This is a genomic window from Pseudomonas sp. NPDC089407, assembly GCF_044900445.1.
Classification (GTDB): domain Bacteria; phylum Pseudomonadota; class Gammaproteobacteria; order Pseudomonadales; family Pseudomonadaceae; genus Aquipseudomonas.
On the sequence record NZ_JBJDNB010000014.1, the window covers coordinates 58,923 to 76,291 of the forward strand.

At 62.4% G+C, this 17,369-nt stretch carries 8 protein-coding genes; 6 read left to right on the forward strand and 2 right to left on the reverse strand.

Annotated elements, in window-relative coordinates; all coding sequences use genetic code 11:
• Window positions 1-6: 6 nt before the first annotated feature.
• Entirely contained in the window at window positions 7-795 is a 789-nt protein-coding gene (locus ACI2KG_RS13055) for a divergent polysaccharide deacetylase family protein (protein ID WP_404662174.1), read from the forward strand.
• On the opposite strand, the gene ACI2KG_RS13060 is transcribed toward ACI2KG_RS13055, so the two are convergent.
• Both ACI2KG_RS13060 and ACI2KG_RS13065 read right to left on the reverse strand, forming a co-directional pair.
• The gene (locus tag ACI2KG_RS13060) at window positions 779-5,401 is read right to left on the reverse strand and encodes a dermonecrotic toxin domain-containing protein (RefSeq protein ID WP_404662175.1); all 4,623 of its coding nucleotides are present in this window, start codon (window positions 5,399-5,401) and stop codon (window positions 779-781) included. The two genes, ACI2KG_RS13055 and ACI2KG_RS13060, sit on opposite strands and share 17 nt — an antisense overlap.
• Window positions 5,402-5,520: 119 nt before the next feature.
• On the reverse strand, window positions 5,521-7,467 hold the full coding sequence (locus tag ACI2KG_RS13065) for a BCCT family transporter (RefSeq protein ID WP_400613236.1): 1,947 nt from the start codon (window positions 7,465-7,467) through the stop codon (window positions 5,521-5,523).
• A 536-nt stretch (window positions 7,468-8,003) separates the two neighbouring features.
• Here ACI2KG_RS13065 and betI point away from each other — a divergent pair.
• The 5 genes from betI to mscK all read left to right on the forward strand — a co-directional run bounded on the left by betI (window position 8,004) and on the right by mscK (window position 17,352).
• Window positions 8,004-8,660 (forward strand): transcriptional regulator BetI, encoded by a 657-nt coding sequence (betI, locus tag ACI2KG_RS13070; protein WP_400612411.1) that lies wholly within the window; start codon window positions 8,004-8,006, stop codon window positions 8,658-8,660.
• Between the two features lie 39 nt (window positions 8,661-8,699).
• Window positions 8,700-10,172: a betaine-aldehyde dehydrogenase gene (gene betB, locus ACI2KG_RS13075; RefSeq protein ID WP_404662176.1), complete on the forward strand. Its 1,473-nt coding sequence runs from the start codon at window positions 8,700-8,702 to the stop codon at window positions 10,170-10,172.
• A 154-nt stretch (window positions 10,173-10,326) separates the two neighbouring features.
• Complete coding sequence (gene betA / locus ACI2KG_RS13080; protein ID WP_404662177.1) at window positions 10,327-12,018, forward strand: choline dehydrogenase; 1,692 nt, start codon at window positions 10,327-10,329, stop codon at window positions 12,016-12,018.
• 247 nt (window positions 12,019-12,265) lie between these two features.
• The gene (locus ACI2KG_RS13085) at window positions 12,266-14,008 is read left to right on the forward strand and encodes a potassium/proton antiporter (protein WP_201201866.1); all 1,743 of its coding nucleotides are present in this window, start codon (window positions 12,266-12,268) and stop codon (window positions 14,006-14,008) included.
• Window positions 14,009-14,043: 35 nt separating this feature from the next.
• Window positions 14,044-17,352 (forward strand): mechanosensitive channel MscK, encoded by a 3,309-nt coding sequence (mscK, locus tag ACI2KG_RS13090; RefSeq protein WP_404662178.1) that lies wholly within the window; start codon window positions 14,044-14,046, stop codon window positions 17,350-17,352.
• The last annotated feature ends 17 nt before the right edge of the window (window positions 17,353-17,369 follow it).

The following is a 17,369-nucleotide window of genomic DNA, read 5'->3' on the forward strand; positions in this document are numbered from 1 at the left end:
CTCACGATGCGTTACCTGCTGTGTCTGTTGTTCTGCCTGTTGGCCGGGGTCGCGCAAGCGGCGCCGGCCGGCAAGGCCTACCTGAGCATCATCATCGACGACCTGGGCCAGAGCCCCGAACGTGACAGCCGCACCCTGGCCCTGCCCGGGCCGGTGACCATGGCGATCATGCCCGACACCCCGCACGCCACCGACTTCGCCCGCCAGGCGCACAAGGCCGGTAAGACCGTGATCCTGCACATGCCCATGGACCCGGCCACCGGGCCATACGCCTGGCACCCTGGTGTGCCGCTCGAAAAGCTGGCCAAGCGCCTGGACATGGCGTTGAGCAAAGTCCCTTGCGCCGTGGGCGTGAATAACCACATGGGCAGCCGCATGACTGCCCAGAACGAGGCGATGGCCTGGCTGATGGCCGAGCTGCAGCGCCGTCACCTGTTTTTTGTAGACAGCCGCACCAGTGCCGCTACCGTAGCGGCGGCACATGCACAGAAAGTGGGCCTGGCGCAGGTCTCACGCGATGTGTTCCTGGACAATGAACGGACGCTCGAAGCGATCGACCAGCAGTTGCAACAGGGTGTCGCCCTTGCCCGTAAACAGGGCTCGGCAGTGCTGATCGGCCACCCGTATCCGCAGACACTGGCAGTACTGGCGCGGGAGTTACCCCACCTGAAAAGCCAGGGCATCGAACTGATCAGCCTTGAACAGATGATTGCCGAACGGGGCAACCAGACGATGCCCGCGCATCGCAGCCGCCGTACCGTCGCCCCGGCTGGCCAGGTCAGCGGAACGGAATGATGCCCCTGGCCTGTTCCAGTGTCAGTTTGCCGCGATGCAACCGCTGACCCGCAATGGCCGCCAGGCGGCTACTGAGCCGACGCTGGCTCCAGGTCTTGAGATGGCCCACGGTAAAATCCTCAGCGTTGGCGACAGGCGTAGGCAAATGGAAATGCGCGGCCCAGAGGTAGCGTCTGCTTGGCAGGCGAACAATTCGGTATTCATCAAAGACGCCTCCATCCTGCATGGTCTGCCTGGCGATGTACTCGACCTGGATCAAACCTTCGCCATGCAGGAAACGCAACGCCTCAGCTGAAGGATAGTGGGTATCGGTATACAGCGTTGTCAGTTGCAGCCGCTTCTCGTGGCGTAAGGTATCGGCGTCACGCTCCAGGCTCCTTATCAGCGCATCGTTACCTCCGGCATCGCGCACCACATCAACCGCCTTGTCCAGTTTCTCCAGCTGCTGGTCAAACAGCTGCGCAAGCAAGGGGCCTTTGATATCGTTCTCGACATAATCACTGGCCTTGGCCCGCACAGTGGTACTCTCATCCAGCAACGCCTGGACCCACATCGGCAGGTCGCTCGGCGCGCTATGTTCGGTCAATGATGGGCGCTTGCTGACACGCTGCACCCACTGGCCCTCCACCAGGTCAAACGTCGCCAGCATCTGCTCACTGAACCCTTCGCGCACCTCGACGACAGGCTGGCCGTCGATCTCGACCTGCGTGCCAATCATCAGCTGGCCCTCGCGGTTGCGCACTACCCGCTGTTGCTCGGTGGAAACCCGATACGGTACACGTTTACCCGCCGCATCAAGGGCTGGTTGCTGCAGCGCGGCGACCAGGCGTTGACCCGCATCACGCTTCAATTGCTCGACATGCTGGCGGTACCGTTCCAGCATGGCAGGCTCTACCAATTCGCCGCCGTCACGCAGCATGCGAGCACTGTTGAGCAACGCAGCAGAGTACTCATCCCATGCCTCCTGCAGGATCACCACCTGGTCTTCTGACGAAAGGTTGGCCAGATCCAGTTCACCGTGTGCATCAGCCGCACTGCGCAGGGACAGCCCGACCAGTTCGTCCCGATAAGCAGCAAGCGCCTGTCGGCCGGAAGCCGCGTCCAGATGCAGCGCCAGATCCGCCAGGTTTTGAACCTGGTGGAAGCGCAGCTGGACCGTGGTGAATTTGCGCTCACCGATCAACTGCCCCACCGTTTGCTGGTGCTCGGGAATGACCGAGGAAATGACCAGCTCATCCGGCGAACTGGCCAACAAATCATCCAGTACGATGCGCATCGCGAGCATGCGGTCCTGGTAGTCAGCAACAACCGCTAAACGGTCGCGAAGGGCGGCGTATTGTTGGCCAACTTCTGCCAAGGGCTTACCATCAAGGTTACTTTGCAGCACGCTCAGCTGAGGGTAGTCGGCAAGGATCTGAAACTCGTTGAAAACGAACTGGCTGTCGCGGATCAGGTCGACTCGGGTCGTAGCCTGGTGCTCTTCAAGCACCGGGTCCCAGGCGCCGATCCTGCGCTGGGTCGCATACTTGGCTTCTGCCATGGTCGATAACAGCCCTAGCCGATCCTGACCTTTGCGAACGGCTTCTTCCAACGAAGTAGCCGCCAGTTCCCGCGCTTGCACGATACGAGTCTTTAGCGCGGCGATTTTCTGGTCATATTTCAGCGCCAGCGATTGCAAACCCGAGAGTTCCTCGGTCGCCGGTGCCGAACCGATCTGTGTCTGCAAACCACTGCGCAAGCGCTGCACGGCTTCAAGCTCGCGCCCAGCAGAGACTACATCAGAACCTGCCTTGGCCACGTCCAACCTGACGTTTGCGATTTCAAGGTCCAGGCGCGCAACTTGCGTATGCATGGCGTTGAAACGCGCGGCAATCCGCGCCGCGCCACCCGGGACGCCCCCGGCAAGGCGTAACGCGGTATCGATACGCCAGACATCATTGGCGACCACAAGCCAGGGCCCTGATGCGCCTTGGTCATCAACTACCCGCACACCCTCTGGCAAAACCTCTACGCGGTAGACGTCACCTGACATGGCGGCATAGTAATTGTCATCGATGTGATACAACCCCGCATACATACCCTCAGGCAGCGGCCGCAACCCGTTGACCGACACGCTCGAGCGCATGGCCTGCAACTGTTTGCGTTGTGCCGGCGGCAACCAGTTGAAGCCGTGCTGGCCGCGCCACGAAAAGTCTATCGCCTGGCCGACCAGGGGGATGAGTGCCTGTTCAATGGGTTTGACCGCCACTTCACTGAACGCTCCTGTTTGACCTCGGGCGCCTTCAAAGCTAAAGGCGCCAGGCAAGACCTCACGGGATACTTCAAGATTCGGTTGATGGGCATGCAGCAATACCATGGACAGGTTCAGCAACAGATCGGCAACGGCAGCAGGCCGGTCGAAATCGCTGCCCTGCTCCAGCGCCGTCAGGTCATGCTGCAACGACGTCAGCAGCTGCACGAGCCAAGCAGCTGTAGCAACCGGGCCGCGCACCGCCAAGGTCACTACATCGAACAACAGCCAGGCCCCCTCAGTCAGGAGCGCCCAGCGGCTTTCGGCAGTGGAAACCGATTGCAGGTCTGCCAGCTCGATCAGCAAATCAGCATTGGCCTTGTAGAAGCGCTCGTCGAGGTCGTTGTGCCAGAACTTGATGTCGAGCAGCGCCGGGGCTGGACGCTCGGGCAGTGCATACGGGTCGATGCCCAGGCTGACGATATGCGGCTCAGTGAAGCCACCTTGCTGGTAGACAGTCTTAGCGCCAGGCTCCATCCAGTCGAGGATGCTGGCTTGCAGCAACGACGAATCTCGGACATGTTCAAGTAATGCGTCGAGGCTCGCATACTCGCGAACGGTGTCCTGCCGATACAGGGGCCGGTACAACAACACCCGGCGCGGCTCGGCACAGAACAGCACGTACATGCCACGCACCGCGTCTTTGTGGGTAGAAGTGCTACTGCGCCTGAATGCCAGGGGGAAAATGGTCATTCTAGGCGTCTGCGGGTCCACATGACCTGCGCAGAAATCAACCACGCTCTGCAAGCCGGTTTCGGAAACCTTATCGTCCAGTTTCCCCGTCAGGGCACTCGCCAGGAATGCGCTTCGCCACGCCTTGCCAAAGCGCATCACACGCTCGGCTCGCCCGGCAGGGTCGTTCAGCTGAGCAGCCACGTAGGCCGGATACCGGCCCCCGATATCGAGCTCAGTCACCAGTTGTGCAGCGGCCGTTGCAGTCAGCCAGGTCGGGCTTGCCTTGCCGTCCTTGCGGCGAATTTGTTTGATGAAAGCACCCTTTAGCGAAGCAAGGTTGCCGATGGCGAACTGTGTCAGGGTCTTGCTGCCGACAAACACCAATGGCTCACCACCACCTGCACCCGTCGCCGCCCCGCCCGGTACCCCGCGGGCGAGGTACAAATCCAGCAGCAGGTCATCGGGAGAGGTGTCATCGCCATGGTCCTTGGCGATCCGCTCACTCAACTTGTGGCTGGCGTACTCCGTTAATGGCTGGATACCATCCAGCGCTGACACGCCATCGGCATCCATGTGGTGCAGCGCCAACTGCAGCAAAGCAGCACGCCATGCAAAACTGTCCTGCGGGGAACAGGTAGCGATCCCCGGGGGTGATGCAACCGCTGCCGTCTCGTCCTCATATCGGAGGAACCAGGCGGCTGGATCGCTCAACCGGGCGTAGCACCGCTCAAGCTCGTCGACATCGGCAAAATTGTCGTGACGTAACAGGTCAACGCGTTCGAACATGCCGTCGAGAAGCAGCGATACCTGTTGGGCAAACACGTTGCCCTCAACGCTGCAGCGGGTCCAGCTGAGACTGTCGAAGCTGTAGCGCTGGGCCAATTCGTCGCGCAAGCCTTCGCCGAATGCGGATAACGAGGCAAAACTACGGACAATGCCCGACGGGGCGCACCACAACACCATCTGACGGGCATCGGACTCGCCCATCACCAGCAAACTGCTGAGCTTCTCCTGAAAATACAGCGAGCCATTTTCCAACTTGGCCCGCACGACAAACACCGGGGGCTGGTCTTTGCCACCGCTGATCAAGCCCCGTAAGCAAGCCTGCTCCTCTTGGTCCAGGCCTTGCAGCGGTAGACCGCGCAACAGGGCGGTGCGCAGCAACAACTGCAACCAGCTGTCCCGGCTAACGCCAGCGCTACCCTTCGCCCGCCAATAGTCCAGCTGCGCTTCACAGAACCGTCGCGGCAGCTGTTCAAGCAATTCATTGAGCGGGGCCGACAAACCGGCCAGTTGTCGCGTTGCGAATTCACTGTCCGAGCCTGCAAAGCGATAGTCTGCCGTCAAGCCAAGCTTGTAATGGCGCTCGCCGATAGGCTCCAGGTCCAGCTCGCCAGGGCCAAGCAGCGCTTCGAGCACTCTGCCGAGCAACGGCTGCGTGGTCCAGTAAGGTGTGTCGGGGTCTGGGCTATCGAGCATCAACGGGTCGGCATCCGGCAGCGCAGGCGTCACGTAGGCAAGCCACGGCAGCTCAGCCAGCAAGACCTTCAACAGCTGGCGACTCGCCACTTGGCGTAACGTCGGACGGTCGGAAAACTGCCTGGCGGCAGCGTACTGGAAGTCGAAGGCGGGAGGGTTCATGTGCAGCACCTTTGGGCAAAACCAGCAAGGTGCCTTGGCGGTGTCAACCGCGTGGGATACATAAAGCTTGGGCAAAAAAAAGGCCTTGCACACGGCAAGGCCCTTCTTACTAGCGTGGCTCAGCTGTACACACGCCCCAGCAACTGGCGGTGGCTTTCAAACTGGTCCAGCACATCACGCACGATCTGCTCAGGCGCAAAGCCCATCAGGTCGTACTCCTGGCTGCCATCGTGCAAGTATACCTCGGCACGGTAGAAGCGCTGGCGCACTTCCGGCTCGCCTTCCACCGGTGCTTCGCTCGGTGCGGCCATGTAGCCGTCCAGGCTCACTTCGTAAACGAACGGGTTGCCCTCGTCCATCATCACCCGCAGGCCCATCATGTTGCGCGACTGGCCAACGCGGGTTTCCACCTCGAAGCCCAGGGTCTGCAGCTGCGCAGCGGCCTCTTTCAGCGCCGGGCTGACCTGCTTGTCCATGAAACGCTGCACCACGGCCTGGGTCGGCTGCAGCTCAAGCTGGGACAGACGCTCGCTGAAGCCGCGACGACCACGGGCGGCCAGCTCGGCACGCTCCTGCTCGACCGCCACGTCCTGCTTCATGGCCTTGTACAGGCCGAACATGAACAGCACCAGCACCACCGAGAACGGCAGGCCTGCCAGCACCACCATGGTCTGCATGGCTTCGAAGTTACCGGCAAACAGCAGGCCGATGGTGACCAGGGTGATGACCACCGACCAGAACACCACCATCCAGTGCGGGGCGTCTTCGTCGACCTTGCCGCCTTTGCACGACAGGTTGGCCATCATCACCGCGCCGGAGTCGGCCGGGGTGAGGAACAGCACGAAGCCGACGAACACCGCCACACCGATCACGATCTTCGCCGCCGGGAAGTATTCCAGCAGCTGGTAGATCGACATCGAAGGCTGTTCCAGCGCAGTCTTGCCCAGCTCTACAGCGCCCTGGTTGATCACCAGGTCCAGCGCGGTGTTGCCGAAGATCGACAGCCAGGCCAGGGTAAAGCCCAGCGGGATCAGCAGCACGCCCATGACCAACTGGCGCACGGTGCGGCCTTTGGAGATACGGGCAATGAACATGCCGACGAACGGGCCCCAGGAAATCCACCAGGCCCAGTAGAACACGGTCCACAGGCCCAGCCAGCGCTCGGACTTGCCGGCTTCGCCTTCGTACACGTACAGGTCGAAAGTTTTCAGCACGATACCGTTCAGGTAGTCGCCGACGTTCTGCACGAAGCCATTGAGCAGGTGCAGGGTTTCGCCGCCCAGTAACACGAAGATCAGCAGGCCGCTGAACAGCGCAATGTTCAGGTTGGACAGGCGGCGGATGCCGTTTTCCACACCCGAAACCGCTGCCACGGTAGCCACGCCAGCCATGACCAGGATCACCACCAGCAGGTTGGTCTTGCTGTGGTCCATGCCGAACAGGTATTCCAGGCCGGACGACACCTGCATCGAGCCGATACCCAGGTTGGTCACCAGGCCCAGCAGGGTGACGAACATGCCGAAGATGTCCACGGCATTGCCCGCGGCACCTTTGACCCAACGCTCACCGACCAGCGGGTACAGCGCCGAGCGCAGGGCCAGGGGCTGGTTGTGGCGGTAGGCGAAGTAACCCACGGCCAGGCCGACCAGGGCGTAGATCGCCCAGCCATGCAGGCCCCAGTGCAGGAAGGTCAGCTGCAGGCCCTGGCGCGCAGCTTCGAGGCTGGCCGGGGTGCCTTCCGGTGGGTTGAAATAGTGGTCCAGCGGCTCGGAAGCGCCGAAGTACAGCAGCGAGATACCGATACCGGAGGAGAACAGCATGCCGGCCCAGGCGCCGTAGCTGAAGTCCGGCTGGTCGTCCTTGCCGCCCAGCTTGAGGCTGCCGTAGTCGGAGAAGGCCAGGTAGACGACGAACACCAGGTAGCCGCAGATGACCAGCATGTAGTACCAGCCAAAGGTGCGCGTCAGCCACTTCTGGGCCACGCCCAGCACCTGGCCGGCGGTTTCGGGTACGGCGATCAGCAAGGCAGTCAGAACAAGGATCATCAGCGCGGAGGTGAAGAACACCACGCGGTTGACCCGGACCCTCTCGGCGGGGGGCTTGGTAAGTGAGGCAGAACTCATTGCACGAATGCTCCGGGCAGTACGGCTGTGGAGGCTAATCAGTCTTTCCCGAGCAATTGGTGGAATATCCCCACTGCGTCAGGTGTTATAAAAGCACCCTGGAAACCGTGATCCCGAATCGATACGTTGCAAAAAAACAGACAGGTGGCCTGCTGAAAATGCCACGCCTCATGCCGAGGTGCGCGCATTCGTCACAGATCACCCCGCCCGCTCCAAGGGCCTGTCGCAGGGCCTGTGGCCGCACGGCAGAATCTGCATTTCGCATCGCTCATGCCCGTCAACGCCTTGTATTCCGGGGGTTACGCGATTTCCTGGGGTGTCAATCCATGCCTGCTCGACGGCCTGAAAAACTGTCAATGGCACAAATTGTCGCAGAGCTTATTCTTTATTGATTGAACGTTCAATCAAAACAAAATAGACTGGCCTTCGCCGAGTCAGCCGCATGTCGTCTGCTCGAAGAGGCCTGAGGAGATAGCAAGATGCCCAAGGTCGGTATGCAACCCATCCGCCGCCAGCAGTTGATCGAAGCCACGTTGCTGGCGGTCGATCAGGTCGGTCTGGGGGACGCCAGCATTGCGCTGATTGCCCGTTTGGCCGGTGTGTCGAACGGCATCATCAGTCACTACTTTCGGGACAAGAACGGCCTGATTGCAGCGACGATGGGTTACATCATGAGCATGCTCAACGAAGGCGTTCGAGCACGTCGCCAGGCCCTGACGGACGACAGCCCGCGCGCTCACCTGAAAGTGATCATCGAGGGCAACTTCGATGCCAGCCAGGTGAACGGCCCGGCAATGAAAACCTGGTTGGCCTTCTGGGCCTCCAGCATGCACCAGCCCGATTTGCACAGGTTGCAGCGGATCAACGACCACCGCTTGTATTCCAACCTGTGTTGCCAGTTTCGCCGCGCCCTGCCGCTCTACCATGCGCGCAAGGCAGCCCGTGGCCTGGCAGCCTTGATCGACGGCCTGTGGCTGCGTGGTGCCCTGTCGGGTGATGCATTCGACACCGACCAGGCGATACGGATTGCTTACGAATACATGGATCTACAACTGGCTAAGCAGCACACCCTGGCTACCAACGACCAGGTTGCTGACCCAGCGCGCACGGCCCTTGCCAACCCGGCAGGAGCGTGACGCGCAAGCCAAACCACACACTGCACTTGCGAGGACACTATGGCCCGTTTCGGAACGCAAAAACTCTACATTGATGGCGCATACGTCGACGCTGGCAGCGATGCCACTTTCGAAGCCATCAACCCGGCTACCGGCGAAGTCCTCGCCCACGTGCAACGTGCGACAGAGGCTGACGTCGAGAAAGCCGTCGAAAGCGCCGAGCGTGGCCAGAAAGTCTGGGCTGCGATGACTGCCATGCAGCGTTCGCGCATCCTGCGCCGCGCCGTCGACATCCTGCGCGAGCGCAACGATGAGCTGGCCATGCTGGAAACCCTGGACACCGGCAAGTCGTACTCGGAAACCCGCTACGTCGACATCGTCACCGGCGCCGACGTGCTGGAATACTACGCAGGCCTGGTACCGGCCATCGAAGGCGAGCAGATCCCGCTGCGCGAATCGTCCTTCGTCTACACCCGCCGCGAGCCGCTGGGCGTGACCGTGGGTATCGGTGCCTGGAACTACCCGATCCAGATCGCCCTGTGGAAATCTGCCCCGGCCCTGGCCGCTGGCAACGCAATGATCTTCAAGCCGTCGGAAGTCACTTCGCTGACCACCCTGAAACTGGCCGAGATCTACACCGAAGCCGGCCTGCCAAACGGCGTGTTCAACGTGCTGACCGGCAGCGGCCGTGAAGTCGGCACCTGGCTGACCGAGCACCCACGCATCGAAAAGGTTTCTTTCACCGGCGGCACCACCACCGGCAAGAAGGTCATGGCCAGCGCCTCGAGCTCGTCGCTCAAGGAAGTCACCATGGAACTGGGCGGCAAGTCGCCCCTGATCATCTGCGCCGACGCCGACCTGGACAAGGCCGCCGACATCGCCATGATGGCCAACTTCTACAGCTCGGGCCAGGTGTGCACCAACGGCACCCGCGTGTTCATCCCGGCTGAAATGAAAGCGGCCTTCGAAGCCAAGATCGCCGAGCGCGTTGCCCGCATCCGCGTTGGCAACCCGGAAGACGAAAACACCAACTTCGGCCCGCTGGTCAGCTTCCAGCACATGGAAAGCGTGCTGGGCTACATCGCCAAGGGCAAGGAAGAAGGTGCCCGCGTACTGTGCGGCGGCGAACGCCTGACCGCCGGTGACTTCGCCAACGGCGCCTTCGTGGCCCCGACCGTATTCACCGACTGCACCGACGATATGACCATCGTCAAGGAAGAGATCTTCGGCCCGGTGATGAGCATCCTCACCTACGAAACCGAAGAAGAAGTCATCCGCCGTGCCAACGACACCGACTACGGCCTGGCCGCCGGTGTCTGCACCAACGACATCAGCCGCGCCCACCGCATCATCCACAAGCTCGAAGCCGGTATCTGCTGGATCAACGCCTGGGGTGAATCGCCGGCCGAAATGCCGGTCGGTGGCTACAAGCAGTCGGGCGTCGGCCGTGAGAACGGCGTCAGCTCGCTGGCTCAATACACTCGCATCAAGTCGGTCCAGGTAGAGCTGGGCGGCTACTCGTCGGTCTTCTGACCGACAGCTGCAAGTCGTTAGCTTCAAGCTGCAAGAAAGAGCCGGTCGGCGCATGCCACCGGCCCTTGCAAGCCTCATCCATTCGCGAGCTTCGCACGGCTGCTTTTTCTTGCAGCTTGTAGCTTGAAGCTTGCCGCTCTAATGGGAGAAACCCATGGAATACGATTACATCATCGTCGGTGCCGGTTCCGCCGGTAACACCCTGGCCACCCGCCTGACCGAAGATGCCGGCGTCACCGTATTGCTGCTGGAAGCCGGTGGCCCCGACTACCGCTTCGACTTCCGCACCCAGATGCCAGCTGCGCTGGCCTTCCCGCTGCAGGGCCGCCGCTACAACTGGGCCTACGAGACCGACCCGGAGCCGTTCATGGACGGCCGCCGCATGGAGTGCGGTCGCGGTAAGGGCCTGGGTGGCTCGTCGCTGATCAACGGCATGTGCTACATCCGCGGCAACGCCATGGACTTCGACGGCTGGGCGGAACTGCCAGGCCTCGAGGACTGGACTTACCTCGACTGCCTGCCGTACTTCCGTAAAGCCGAAACGCGCGACATCGGCCCCAACGACTACCACGGTGGCGAAGGCCCGGTCAGCGTTGCCACGCCAAAAGCCGGCAACAACCCGCTGTTCCACGCCATGGTCGAAGCCGGCGTGCAAGCCGGCTACCCGCGCACCGAAGACCTCAACGGCTACCAGCAGGAAGGCTTCGGCCCGATGGACCGTTCGGTGACCAAGAACGGCCGCCGTTCCAGCACCGCCCGCGGCTACCTGGACCAAGCCAAGAAGCGCCCGAACCTGACCATCGTCACCCACGCCCTCAGCGACCGTGTGCTGTTCGACGGCAAGCGCGCCGTTGGCGTGACCTACCTGGTCGGCGACAGCGAGGAGCGCGTAGAAGCCCGTGCGCGCAAGGAAGTGATCGTCAGCTCCGGCGCCATCGCTTCGCCACAGCTGCTGCAGCGTTCCGGCGTTGGCCCGCGCGCCCTGCTGGAAAGCCTCGACATCCCGGTCGTGCACGACCTGCCGGGCGTTGGCGAAAACCTGCAGGACCACCTTGAGCTGTACCTGCAGTACGCCTGCACCCAGCCGGTATCGCTGTACCCATCGCTGCTGTGGTGGAACCAGCCGGCCATCGGTGCCGAGTGGATGTTCAAAGGCACCGGCATCGGCGCCAGCAACCAGTTCGAGGCCGGTGGTTTCATCCGCACCCGCCCTGAGTTCGAGTGGCCGAACATTCAGTACCACTTCCTGCCGGTCGCGATTAACTACAACGGCTCCAATGGCGTGAAGGAGCACGGCTTCCAGGCGCACATGGGCTCGATGCGCTCGCCAAGCCGTGGTCGTATCCAGGCCAAGTCGAAGGACCCGCGCCAGCACCCGAGCATCCTGTTCAACTACATGGCCACCGAGCAGGACTGGCAGGAGTTCCGTGACGGCATCCGCCTGACCCGTGAAATCATGGCCCAGCCGGCGCTGGACCCCTACCGCGGTCGCGAGATCAGCCCGGGCGCCCACGTGCAAACCGACGAAGAACTGGACAAGTTCATCCGCGAGCACGCCGAAACCGCCTTCCACCCGTCCTGCTCGTGCAAGATGGGCACCGACGATATGGCCGTGGTCGATGGCGAAGGCCGCGTGCACGGTATGAAAGGCCTGCGTGTGGTCGATGCGTCGATCATGCCGATCATCATCACCGGCAACCTCAACGCCACCACCATCATGATCGCCGAGAAAATCTCGGACAAGATCCGCAACCGCAAGCCTTTGCCGCGCAGCACCGCCAAGTACTACAAGGCCAACGGTGCACCGGTGAAGGGCAAGCCAATGCGTGAGGTGAAGCAGGCGTAAGCCTGCACCGGCCCTTTCGCGGCTAAAGCCGCTCCTACAAGAATAGGTTACCCCTTGTAGGAGCGGGTTCACCCGCGAATAGGCCCGCATAGGCAACACAACAAAAGGCACCCACCGCGGTGCCTTTTGCACATCTGCAGAAACGCTTTACATGCTGGCAATTCATCAGGTTAGAATCGATTGGCACGCGACTTGCCAAGTCAAGCAGCCAAGCCCCCTTTCCCGCGATATCCCGGAGTACCTGCCTTTGGATGCAAGCACCATCAACAGCCTGTTCCTGATCGGCGCATTGCTGGTGGGCGCAAGTATCCTGGTCAGTTCGCTGTCGTCGCGCCTGGGCATCCCTATCTTGGTCATCATCCTCGCGGTCGGCATGGTCGCCGGTGTCGATGGTGGCGGCATCATCTTCAACAACTACCCGACTGCCTACCTGGTGGGCAACCTGGCCCTGGCCGTGATCCTGCTCGACGGCGGCCTGCGCACGCGCGTAGCGAGCTTCCGCGTGGCGCTGTGGCCGGCGCTGTCGCTGGCCACCGTCGGGGTCATGATCACCACGGCACTCACCGGCCTGGTCGCCGCCTGGCTGTTCAACCTGAGCCTGATCCAGGGCCTGCTGATCGGCGCCATCGTCGGCTCAACCGATGCCGCCGCGGTGTTCTCGCTGCTGGGCGGCAAGGGCCTGAACGAGCGGGTGACTGCCACGCTGGAAATCGAATCGGGCAGCAACGACCCGATGGCGGTGTTCCTAACCGTCACCCTGATCGACATGATCGCCAGCGGCCAGACTGGCCTGCACTGGAGCCTGCTCACCCACCTGCTGCGTGAATTCGGCATCGGCGGGTTATTGGGCCTGGGCGGTGGCTGGCTGATGCTGCAACTGGTCAACCGCATCAACCTGGCCGGCGGCCTGTACCCGATTCTGGTAGTGGCCGGCGGCCTGGTGGTGTTCTCGCTCACCAACGCCCTGCACGGCAGCGGCTTCCTCGCCGTGTACCTGTGCGGCCTGGTACTGGGCAACAAACCGATCCGCAGCCGCCACGGCATCCTGCACATGCTCGACGGCATGGCCTGGCTGGCGCAGATCGGCATGTTCCTGGTACTGGGGCTGTTGGTCACACCACACGACCTGCTGCCCATCGCCTTGCCGGCGCTGGGCCTGGCGCTGTGGATGATCCTGGTGGCACGGCCACTGTCGGTGGTCGCGGCACTGCTGCCGTTCAAGGCCTTCCACGGCCGCGAAAAGGGCTTTATCTCCTGGGTCGGCCTGCGCGGCGCGGTACCGATCATCCTTGCGGTGTTCCCGCTGATGGCCGGCCTGCCGGACGCCCAGCTGTTCTTCAACCTGGCCTTCTTCATCGTGCTGGTGTCGCTACTGGTGCAAGGCACCAGCCTGCCGTGGATGGCCAAGCTGCTGAAAGTGACGGTACCGCCAGACCCTGCACCGATCTCCCGCTCCGCCCTGGAAGTGCACATCACCAGCGAGTGGGAAATGTTCGTCTACCGGCTGGGCAAGGAAAAGTGGTGCATCGGCGCCGCCCTGCGCGAGCTGAAAATGCCAGAAGGCACGCGGATTGCCGCGCTGTTCCGCGGCGAGCAACTGCTGCACCCATCGGGCAGTACCGTGCTGGAAGTCGACGACATGCTCTGCGTGATCGGCCACGAACATAACCTGCCGGCGCTCGGCAAACTGTTCAGCCAGGCACCGCAGCGTGGGCTGGACTTGCGTTTCTTCGGCGACTTTGTGCTCGAGGGCGATGCCGAACTGGGGGCGGTGGCCGCGTTGTACGGCCTGAAACTGGACGGCCTGGACGCGAAAATGCCGCTGGCACAGTTCATCCGACAGAAGGTCGGAGGCGCTCCAGTAGTAGGCGACCAGGTCGATTGGCATGGCACGATCTGGACCGTGGCGACCATGGACGGGAACAAGATCCAGAAAGTGGGCGTCAGATTCCCCGAAGGAACGCGACCCGGACCAGGATTGTTCCTCTAAACTTCGTTTCTGCCGGATCCACAAGTAGTCTGCCTATGTCCCTGCGCGTGTACCTTCGCACAGCCCTGCTCGGGCTGTGCCTGTCCCTTTCCTTTGCCGCCACCGCGGCGGAAGCCCCGACCACCGCCAGCATCCAGAACAGCCTCGACAAGATCGCCGAGCGCAAGCTGCCCGAAGCCGACCAGAAGGCCCTGCAGCAGGTGCTGGAACAGACCTTGAGCCTGCTGGCCAGCAAGGAAGACAACGAGAAGAAGCTGGCCGCGCTCAAGCAGCAGCTGACCAGCGCCCCGAAGGAAACCAGCGACAGCCAGAAAGAACTGGCCCGCCTTAAGGAAACCAAGGCGCAGCCGGTGGCCCAGCGCTACGGCAGCCTCAGCGTGCCGCAGCTGGAGCAGATGCTCAGCGAGCGCAACACCCAGCAGGGTGAGCTGCAGAAGGCGCTGTCTGAAGCCAATAGCCTGATCATCAACTCGCAAACCCGCCCCGAGCGCGCCCAGGCCGAGATCAGCAGCAGCCAGAGCCGCACCCAACAGATCAACAACATCCTCAAGACCGGCAAAGACGGCGGCAAATCGATCAACGCCGACCAGCGCAACCAATTGAACGCCGAACTGGCCGCGCTCAACGCGCTGACCCTGTTGCGCCGCCAGGAGCTGGCCGGCAACAGCGTGCTGCAAGACCTCGGCAACGCCCGTCACGATTTGCTGATCGAACGCGCCGCGCGCCTGGAGCAGGAAATCCAGGACCTGCAGACGCTGATCAACGACAAGCGCCTGGCCCAGTCCCAGGAAGCCGTTACCCAGCAGTCGATCGAAGCCCAGAAGGCCGGCGGCAGCAGCCTGCTGGCCACCGAAAGCGCGGCCAACCTCAAGCTTTCCGACTACCTGCTGAAAAGCACCGACCGCCTCAACGAGCTGACCCAGCAGAACCTGCGCACCAAGCAGCAACTTGACAGCCTGACCCAGGCCGACCAGGCGCTGGATGAACAGATCAACGTGCTCAAGGGCAGCCTGCTGCTGTCGAAGATCCTCTACAAGCAGAAGCAGACCCTGCCGCACCTCAAGCTCGACCGTGACCTCGCCGACCAGATCGCCGACACGCGCCTGTACCAGTTCGAGATCAATCAGCAACGCGAGCAGATGAGCAGCCCGGTTACCTATGTCGACAAGCTGCTGGCCGGCCAGCCGCAGGAAGACGTGACCCCGCAGCTGCGCAAGGCCCTGCTGGAAGTGGCGATCACCCGCAGCGACCTGCTGGAACGGCTGAACCGCGAGCTGTCGGCGCTGCTCAACGAATCGATCACCCTGCAGCTCAACCAGAAGCAGCTGTTGGGCACAGCCCAGAGCCTGCGCACCACCCTCGACGAGCAGATGTTCTGGATCCCCAGCAACAAGCCGCTGGACTGGGACTGGCTGAGCTACGTGCCACAGCGCTTGGCCGACCAGGTCGCCAACCTGCCGTGGGGCTCCGGTATCAAGGAACTGGCAGACGGCCTCAGCCAGCGCCCGCTGCTGTTCTTACCGCTGTTGCTGGTGATCGGCGCCCTGCTGTGGCGGCGTAAGTACTTGTACCAACGGCTGGGCAAGGTGCACCAGGACATCGGCCATTTCCGCCGCGACAGCCAGTGGCACACGCCGCAGGCGATCCTCATCAACATTCTGCTGGCAATGCCGGTCAGCCTCGGCCTTGCCCTGTGCAGCTATGCGCTGCAAATCGACGCCCGCGGGCAGAACGCCAACCTCGGCGCCGCGCTCTGGCAACTGGCCCAGGCCTGGCTGGTGTTCTACACCGCCTATCGCATCCTCGCCCCAGGCGGCGTGGCCGAAATCCACTTCCGCTGGCACAAGCCGCAGGTCGAATTCCTGCGCGGCTGGGTACGGCGCCTGGGCACCGTGGTGCTGGCCCTGGTCGGCGTGGTGGCGGTGGCCGAACACCAGCCTTCGGCGCTGGCCGACGACGTGCTGGGCATCGGCGTGGTGCTGACCTGCTACGCACTGATGGCCTGGCTGCTCAGCCGCCTGCTGCTCAGCAGCCCGGCGCACCGCGACACCTCGTTGTTCCGCAGGGCCGTGGGCGTGGCCTTTACCGCCCTGCCCATCGCTCTGTTCGTCGCCGTGTGCTTCGGTTACTACTACACCGCACTGAAGCTCACCGACCGGCTGATCTACACCCTGTACCTGCTGCTGTTCTGGCTGGTGATCGAGGCGGCGTTCGTGCGCGGCCTGTCGGTGGCGGCGCGGCGCCTGGCCTACCAGCGCGCGCTGAGCAAGCGCGCGGCAGCCAAGGAAGGGCTAGACGGCGAAGTCATCACCGAAGAGCCAACGCTGGACATCGAACAGGTCAACCAGCAGTCGCTGCGCCTGATCCGCCTGGCCCTGCTCGGCGGCTTCATCGCCGGCCTGTACTGGGTATGGTCCGACCTGATCTCGGTGTTCGCCTACCTCAACAACTTCGTGCTCTACGAATACACCAGCGGCACCGGTGCCGCCGCCAGCATGGTGCCGATCAGCCTTGGCGACCTGCTGGGCGCGCTGGTAATCGTCGGCATCACCTTCGCCCTGGCCGGCAACTTGCCAGGCCTGCTGGAAGTGCTGGTGCTGTCACGCCTGAACCTGGCCCAGGGCAGTGCCTACGCCACCACCACACTGCTGTCGTACACCATCGTCGGCGTTGGCATCGTCAGCACCCTGTCGACCCTGGGGGTCAGCTGGGACAAGCTGCAATGGCTGGTGGCCGCGTTGTCGGTGGGCCTGGGCTTCGGCATGCAGGAGATCTTTGCCAACTTCATCTCCGGCATCATGATCCTGTTCGAGCGCCCGGTGCGTATCGGCGACACCATCACTATCGGCAACCTGTCCGGCACGGTGAGCAAGATCCGCATCCGCGCCACCACCATCACCGACTTCGACCGCAAAGACATCATCGTCCCCAACAAGACCTTCATCACCGGCCAGCTGATCAACTGGTCGCTGACCGACACGGTGACCCGGGTAACGCTGAAGCTGGGCATCGACTACGGCTCCGACCTCGACCTGGTGCGCGACCTGCTGCTCAAGGGTGCGCATGAAAACCCGCGTGTGCTCAAGGACCCGGAACCGATCGTGTACTTCCTCAATTTTGGCGAAAGCTCGCTGGACCACGAACTGCGCATGCACGTACGCGACCTGGGCGACCGCAACCCGACACTGGACGAACTCAACCGCTACATCAGCCGCGAGTTCAAGGCGCATGACATCAAGATCTCTGTTCGCCAGGTGGAGGTGTTCCTGATGGACCCGAAAGGTGGCAAGCAGCAGCTGATACCGATGGAACAGCCGAAATCGGATGGCACTCAACCCGTGTGAGTGGACTCCATAGGGCA

Excerpts from the sequence above, each read along its gene's own strand:
- ACI2KG_RS13055 (WP_404662174.1), top strand. The coding sequence starts at position 7 with ATGCGTTACCTGCTGTGTCTGTTGTTCTGCCTGTTGGCCGGGGTCGCG.
- ACI2KG_RS13060 (WP_404662175.1), bottom strand. The coding sequence starts at position 5,401 with ATGAACCCTCCCGCCTTCGACTTCCAGTACGCTGCCGCCAGGCAGTTT.
- betI (WP_400612411.1), top strand. The coding sequence starts at position 8,004 with ATGCCCAAGGTCGGTATGCAACCCATCCGCCGCCAGCAGTTGATCGAA.
- betB (WP_404662176.1), top strand. The coding sequence starts at position 8,700 with ATGGCCCGTTTCGGAACGCAAAAACTCTACATTGATGGCGCATACGTC.
- betA (WP_404662177.1), top strand. The coding sequence starts at position 10,327 with ATGGAATACGATTACATCATCGTCGGTGCCGGTTCCGCCGGTAACACC.
- mscK (WP_404662178.1), top strand. The coding sequence starts at position 14,044 with ATGTCCCTGCGCGTGTACCTTCGCACAGCCCTGCTCGGGCTGTGCCTG.